The organism is Actinomyces sp. Z5 (assembly GCF_003287795.1).
GTDB lineage: Bacteria > Actinomycetota > Actinomycetes > Actinomycetales > Actinomycetaceae > Actinomyces > Actinomyces glycerinitolerans.
Map to the genome: position 1 here is coordinate 1 of NZ_QMIN01000062.1, position 6,271 is coordinate 6,271.

The 6,271-nt window shown below is 62.4% G+C and carries 3 protein-coding genes and 1 pseudogene; all 4 read right to left on the reverse strand.

What is annotated here, in order from left to right; translation table 11 throughout:
• Positions 1-322: 322 nt before the first annotated feature.
• Positions 323-1,768: a hypothetical protein gene (locus tag DRB06_RS08580; protein WP_146750844.1), complete on the reverse strand. Its 1,446-nt coding sequence runs from the start codon at positions 1,766-1,768 to the stop codon at positions 323-325.
• Between the two features lie 317 nt (positions 1,769-2,085).
• Complete coding sequence (locus DRB06_RS08585; RefSeq protein WP_146750845.1) at positions 2,086-3,351, reverse strand: hypothetical protein; 1,266 nt, start codon at positions 3,349-3,351, stop codon at positions 2,086-2,088.
• A 494-nt stretch (positions 3,352-3,845) separates the two neighbouring features.
• Entirely contained in the window at positions 3,846-5,246 is a 1,401-nt protein-coding gene (locus DRB06_RS08590) for an OmpA family protein (protein ID WP_258522208.1), read from the reverse strand.
• A gap of 534 nt (positions 5,247-5,780) precedes the next feature.
• Positions 5,781-6,271: pseudogene (locus DRB06_RS16135) on the reverse strand (OmpA family protein); the annotation flags it as partial.

Sequence of the window (6,271 nt, forward strand, 5' to 3'; positions counted from 1 at the left end):
CCTCACGCCGACACAGCATCACAAACACCACTCCTACAAACCACAAGCCGAACCCTTCGGCGATCTAGAACCCGTCAACAATAACAAGACGATCACCCACACGCCTTGGGCACCCCAACCCAACAAACCGGGTATACCCGGGCACCAACCCCTAATAGGCCCACACAGCCACCAACACCAGGGTGTTTTCGACAGCGTCGCGGATCGAGGTATCGAGCTGCCCCAGGCAGTTGTACTGGACGGCGGCAACAGTCATCCCATCCGTGAGCACCCACAAACACCCCGCCCCCCAATCGACATCACCCGAGACCAAATCAGCGCGTCATCCGTCGACGACGGGGATGTCGGTCAGGCGGGCGGCGATCGGCTGACCGAGGGCGTTGGGCCCGCCCGGCAAGTCGAGCGTAACCGTGTCTCCACCCACATCCGGCCAGACCACGGGGATAGAGGTTGTCCAGTCTGACGGAACAAGCGCCCCAGATGCACCCCAGGTATTCGTCACCGGTGTGTTGAGGCCAATATGGTCCACATAGGCCACTGGCAGCCTTCGAGCGTCGCCCACCAGCAGGGTCAGGTTGCAGGCGTGGCCGATTCGGCCGTTCCAATATGCGCATTGACCCGAGTCCGGCAAGAGGAAGGCGCTGGCGGGCAGTGATTGTTCAGCGCTGAGGGAGACCGTACCCACGAGGAATTCTCCAACCCGCACCACCTCATCCAAGGCCAGGTGGGCACGCACGCCTTCGACCTCGATGTCTACGCCCTCGGCTCCGGACGCGACGGGCACACCTGTTCCCAGCCCGAGTTCGTCTTCGGCTACGTCTGCCGCGACGCGCTCGGCCGGATCTTCCGGCGTCGCCCTCGCTTCCACTCGGTAGTTGTAGTAGAAGAGCAGATCATTGTCAGGGTCGCCGTAGTCCACGTTCCGTTCTTGCGAATCCTCCTCGCCGGACACCGCAACCTCCCACCGACTCAGGTCGGTCAGTTCAGCCAACCGGTCCGCTATCGCCTGCGCCTCTGCCCGGGGCCCGCCCTCGTGCGTCGTGTAGTGGAAGTAGGGGGCCCGGAACGGCTGGTGCCCGGTGAGCTGCAGCTGACCACCAGAGGGATAGGACTCGAGTTGCCTCACGAGGGGTGCCATGACCTCGTCGGCATCACCAGACAACTCGACCGCCTTGGGGTCGTCGGGGTCTTCGTCGTTGAACAGTCGGTCGCCGAGCATGCTCACGACAACGGCCCCAGAAGGATCGCTGGAGACAGCGGTGTCTGCCGACCAGTCTCCTGCCACTGTGAGCGAAGTGATTGGGAATGGGCCGTCCCCGTTGTTTCGCAGCCACTCATTCTGCTCCGCTAGACTGACTGCCCTGTCCACCTGCTCCGAGGTAAGAGCGGCCCCACCGAGATCCACCACGGGCACGTCTATGGCCGTGCCGACATTGGGGAGGAACACCTCGACCCTGTCGATGTCACTGTTCACCGCGGCGAAAACTGGATACAGCTCAGCCGCATCATCTGCAGAGATGTAATAGTCCCCGGCATATGAGCTGTGGCCCAGCTGGGGGAATGCAAGCCCATTCGCCAGGGAGAGCATATGAATGCTCCACATATTGCCGAAGCTGCCGCCCCACCCTCCGAACAACTCGGTTACGTCAATCTCATCAGTGATGTCAGTACTGATCATCACTCTCACCACAGTGAACTCGTCCACCACCGCGGCGGGCCCCACTTGGACGGTCAAGGAGGCGCCCGCGTACTCAGTCTCAAGCACCACCGGGGCCGCGGTCGGCGTCGGCGATGCCCCGTCATCAGCCGTCGAATCCCCACCCACCGTGCAACCGCCAAGCACCCCACCCAGCACGGCCGCCGTCGCACCGAGCAGCACGCCGCGGCGGGATGGTCCATGGGGCGTGGAAGTGCGCCAGGCGGAAGCGGACCGCACCGCAGACTGAGCGTGGGTATATGAATTCCGCTGGGGCATTACTGGCTCCTTTGCTTCGGCGTGGGAACACACCGACCCTAACCGGCCGGCGGCGTGCGTCGCCATGGGGAGAGCTCTCCCGCAGACGCCCCGATCGGTGGCCTCATCCCCTACGCCTCGACGACGGGTATGTCAGTAAGGCGAGCGGTGATCGCCTCACCCTCACAGTTCGCACCACCCGGCAGGTCGAGCGTGACCGTATCCCCACCCACGTCCGGCCAGATCACCGGAATCTGAACCAGATCGGCAGGAAGGACGTCGTCGCTCATGTAGTTAGTGAGCGGCACGTAGTCGTTACCACCACCAGTTTTCCAGTACTCCGCCGGCAGCTGCCTGACGCTGCCATTGAGCAATGTCAGGTTGCAGGCATAGTTCAGGCAGTCACCCCAGTGAGCCCCCTGGGCGGTGTCAGGGAGTAGGAAGGCGCCCTTGGGGTACACGTTTACCCCGAGGGTCTCCTCTACCCCCAGCATCACCGTACCGACCAGGAAACCGTCTACGCGAATGACCCGTTCCATGGACAGGGTCAGTTTCCCCCATTCGCCCACAGTGACGGTGACACCCTGAGCGCCGTTTGCGACCGGGCCGGTCGCCTGCGGCTCCGCATCGCCGACGGCGGCGTCCGAAGTATCGCCCTCGGTTGGATCGTTGGGGACCAGCACGACCTCGACTCGCCGGTTGATGTGCGCGAACTCCTCGTCATACAGCCAGGTCCCGAGGCTGCTGTGCCTATCGAGACGCGGCGTACGGTAATCGCCACCTTCAATCGACACCTCCCAGTGCTCCAGGTCGGCCAGATCAGCCAATCTATCCGCGACCGCCTGAGCCTCCGCCTCGCCCCCCTCAACATCGCCGTCGTAGTTGTGCTCTGTCTCATGCCCGCATACCGACACGGTGCCACCCGAGGGGAAGGACGCCAACTGCTTCACGACGGCGGCGAGCATGTCATCGGCTCGCTCGGAAAGTTCCGGTTCAGCGGTGCTGTCGTCGGAGAAGAGCAGGTCGCTCAGCAGGGTGACCGTGGTCTGGCCGTTGAGCACCGCCGTATCCGACGATCCGTCACCCGCGATGGCAAGGGATCCGATGGCGAAAGGGTCAGTTTGCAAGGGGTATTGGTTTGTGAGCCCCGCGTCGTCGATTATCTCGGTCACGGGGAAGTCGACCTCCTCCGAGGACACCACTGGTACTCCCAGGGCAACCCCGAGGTTAGGTAGGAAGACCTCCACCTCACGTACGTCAGGGTCCACCGCACCGAATACGGGGAACAGGTCCAGCGGCTTTCCCTGAGCCACCCCGTATCGCCCGACGGCGGACTTCAGAGTCAATTCCAGATAAGCCTGATCCCGAGCGAGCGACAACATGTAGATCTGGGTCATGGCGAGCGAGTCTTTGGGCGACGCGAAGACACCCGCGAGGTCCATCATCTTCTGAGAGTCGGTGGCGATTCGCAGGCGCACAACCGTATACCCGCCGTATGACGCTGCAGGGCCCACCTGCACAGTCAGGATTGCGCCCCTGTACTGCGCGTCTAAAGTGACGGCCTCGGCTGTGGCTGCCGCGGTAGTACTCCCCGTGTCTGGAGATCGATTTCCCGCCGCGCAACCGCTGAACAGCCCGCCCAGCGCAACCGCAGTCGCACCGAGCAGCACGCCGCGGCGGGTCATCCCGCAGGACGTGGAAGCGCGTGAGGCAACAGTACGCGGCGCTACAGATGGCATCACGGATTGGCCGTGGCTGCTCGAAGGTCGACTCAGCATCGGGGGCTCCTTCACTGCGGACGGGAACACAGCGACGCTAACCGTCCGATGAAGCCCGCCACCATGGGGAGGACTGCCCCGCTTGCGGCCGCCAAGGGTCTCGCTCCCTGCGTCTACGCCTCCACGACCGGTATATCGGTCAGGCGAACCGCCAGATGCTGACCGAAAGCGTCATCCTCACCGATCATGTCCATGGTCACCGTATCCTCCCCCGTGTCCGGCCATACCACCGGGAGACTACGAACATCATTGGCCACCATTGTTCCCGAGATGTAGCCGGCCAGCACAATGCTATTTTCATCGGAGTTAATGAAGTCGACAACCAAATGCCGGGAGTTGCCCTTCAAAAGCGTGCAGCCTGAAGTCGCATAAGACGACCACATCCTAATGAAGAGCAAATCATCAGGGATCTGCATCAAGAACAATGGAACGCTCACCTCTTGCTCGGAGGAGATCTTGACCGTGCCGATCAGGTAGCCCGCATACCTAGTGACGCTGTCGAGGGAGATACGCGCGGGCACGCCGTCGATCTCGATGTCCACGCCGTCCGGGCCCCGGCCCACGGGGCCGACCGGTTCCGGCATGTCGCCAGACCCTGCAGCCGAGCCAGCACCTGTTGTCGCAGCACTGCCTTCATCGGAGTCGGCGGGAGTCAGCACGATCTCCACCCGCCGGTTCAACTGCCGGTTCTCATCCGAGTCGTTCGCCACTCGCGGCTCCGACTCGCCCTTGCCCGACACGGTCGTTTCCCATCCCGACAGGTCGGTCAGTTCCCCCAACCGATCCGCCACCACCTTGGCCCTCCGCTCCGACAAACCCTGATTATGCTCATCAGTATTCACATCATCCGTATGCCCCGTAACCGCCAGTTCGCCGCCCGAGGGATAGAGTTCTAGCTGCTCCACAACCAATGCCAGCACCCCGTCCGCTGCGTCACTCAGGTCCGCAGAATCCGTCGCGAACAACACGTCCCCAGACACGTTCACCGTCGTTGACGTATCAGCCTTCTCTGTGTCCGACGAACGATCCGCAGCCACCACCAACGAATTCAACTCGAACGGACCAGAATGAATACTTTCATCGATTTGCGCATTCGCGATCGCCGCCGTCACATCAAACCCCGCCACGGGCGCATCCACGACCGGCACGCCCAGAGCCACACCCGTAGTCGGCAATAGCAACTCGATCGAGTCCATATCATCCGGCACAGCACCAAACACCGGGAACAACTCCGCCGGAGAGTCAGGTTCAATGTATCCGATTCCTTTGGGGGTCCGCCCGACCTCTCGATACACTACATTTTCCCGGAGTGAAATCAACTTGACGGCCGCCAACGTGTTGATGTTCAACCCGTCGCCAAACATCGACGAGCCGAGTAAGAATCGTTCGCCGGAGTCGACGGAAATTTCCATCTTCACCACCGTGTAGCCGCCCTGCACCACCGCCGGGCCCACACGCGTCGTCAGCGCCTCACCCTTCCACACCGACTTCAGCACCACCGGGGCTGAGTTCACGGGCACCGCCGACGTGCCTCCCGTGTCGGCTGGAGAGGCGGACGAAACCGCCCCACCACCGCCACCTCCGCCACGCCCCCCTGTGCAGGCGGCGAGCACCGCCGCCACCGCCAACGACGCAGAACCAGTCAACACCTCACGCCGACACAGCATCACAAACACCACTCCTACAAACCACAAGCCGAACCCTTCGGCGATCTAGAACCCGCCAACAATAACAAGACAATCACCCACACGCCTTGGGCACCCCAACCCAACAAACCGGGTATACCCGGGCACTGTCTGCCCACGACGCCTCTGACCTCAGTCACACGTTTGCCGCCAGAACATGACAACACCCCTCGGTTATGAGTGAATTGCGCCGCCACCACGCCCCCATACCGGAAGAGCCCATTTTCCAATCTGCGCGGGCCCGAGGTTCCCGAGCCCGCCGCACGAATCCGTACCCCGTTGATCGCAATCCTCTTCTTACCGCGCAGCGAGTGACCGCCGTTAACCGCCCACGCTTCCTTCTGAAGGCGTCTGAACGCAAGCTCACCCTTCGACGACCGGGATATCGGTCAAGCGAACTGCGAGCACGGGCCTATAACCATTTGTGCCACCCGGCATGTCCATCGTCACGGTGTCCTCCCCGGTGTCCGGCCAGACTACCGGGAACGACTTCTCCATACCCGCGACTAGATCATTCGACCAGAAGTTCGTCAGCGGCCGGTTCTCACCTTCACCGTCGGTGAAGTCGGCCAGAAGGTACCGTTGCCCGCCCTTCAGCAAACTGAACCCCGTCGACTGATAGGCACCCCACTCGCGCAACGAATACATACTGGTCGGGATGCCCAGATAAACCACAGACACTGTGGCGTCCTGTTCGGCGACAATCTTCACGTTACCGATCAGGTAGTCGCCGACCCTGGTGACGCTGTCCAAGGAGATACGGGCCGGCACCCCATCAACCTCGATATCCACCCCGTCCGGACCACGACCAACCGGCCCGGCCGCCTCCGGCATGTCACCCGAGCCGGTAGACG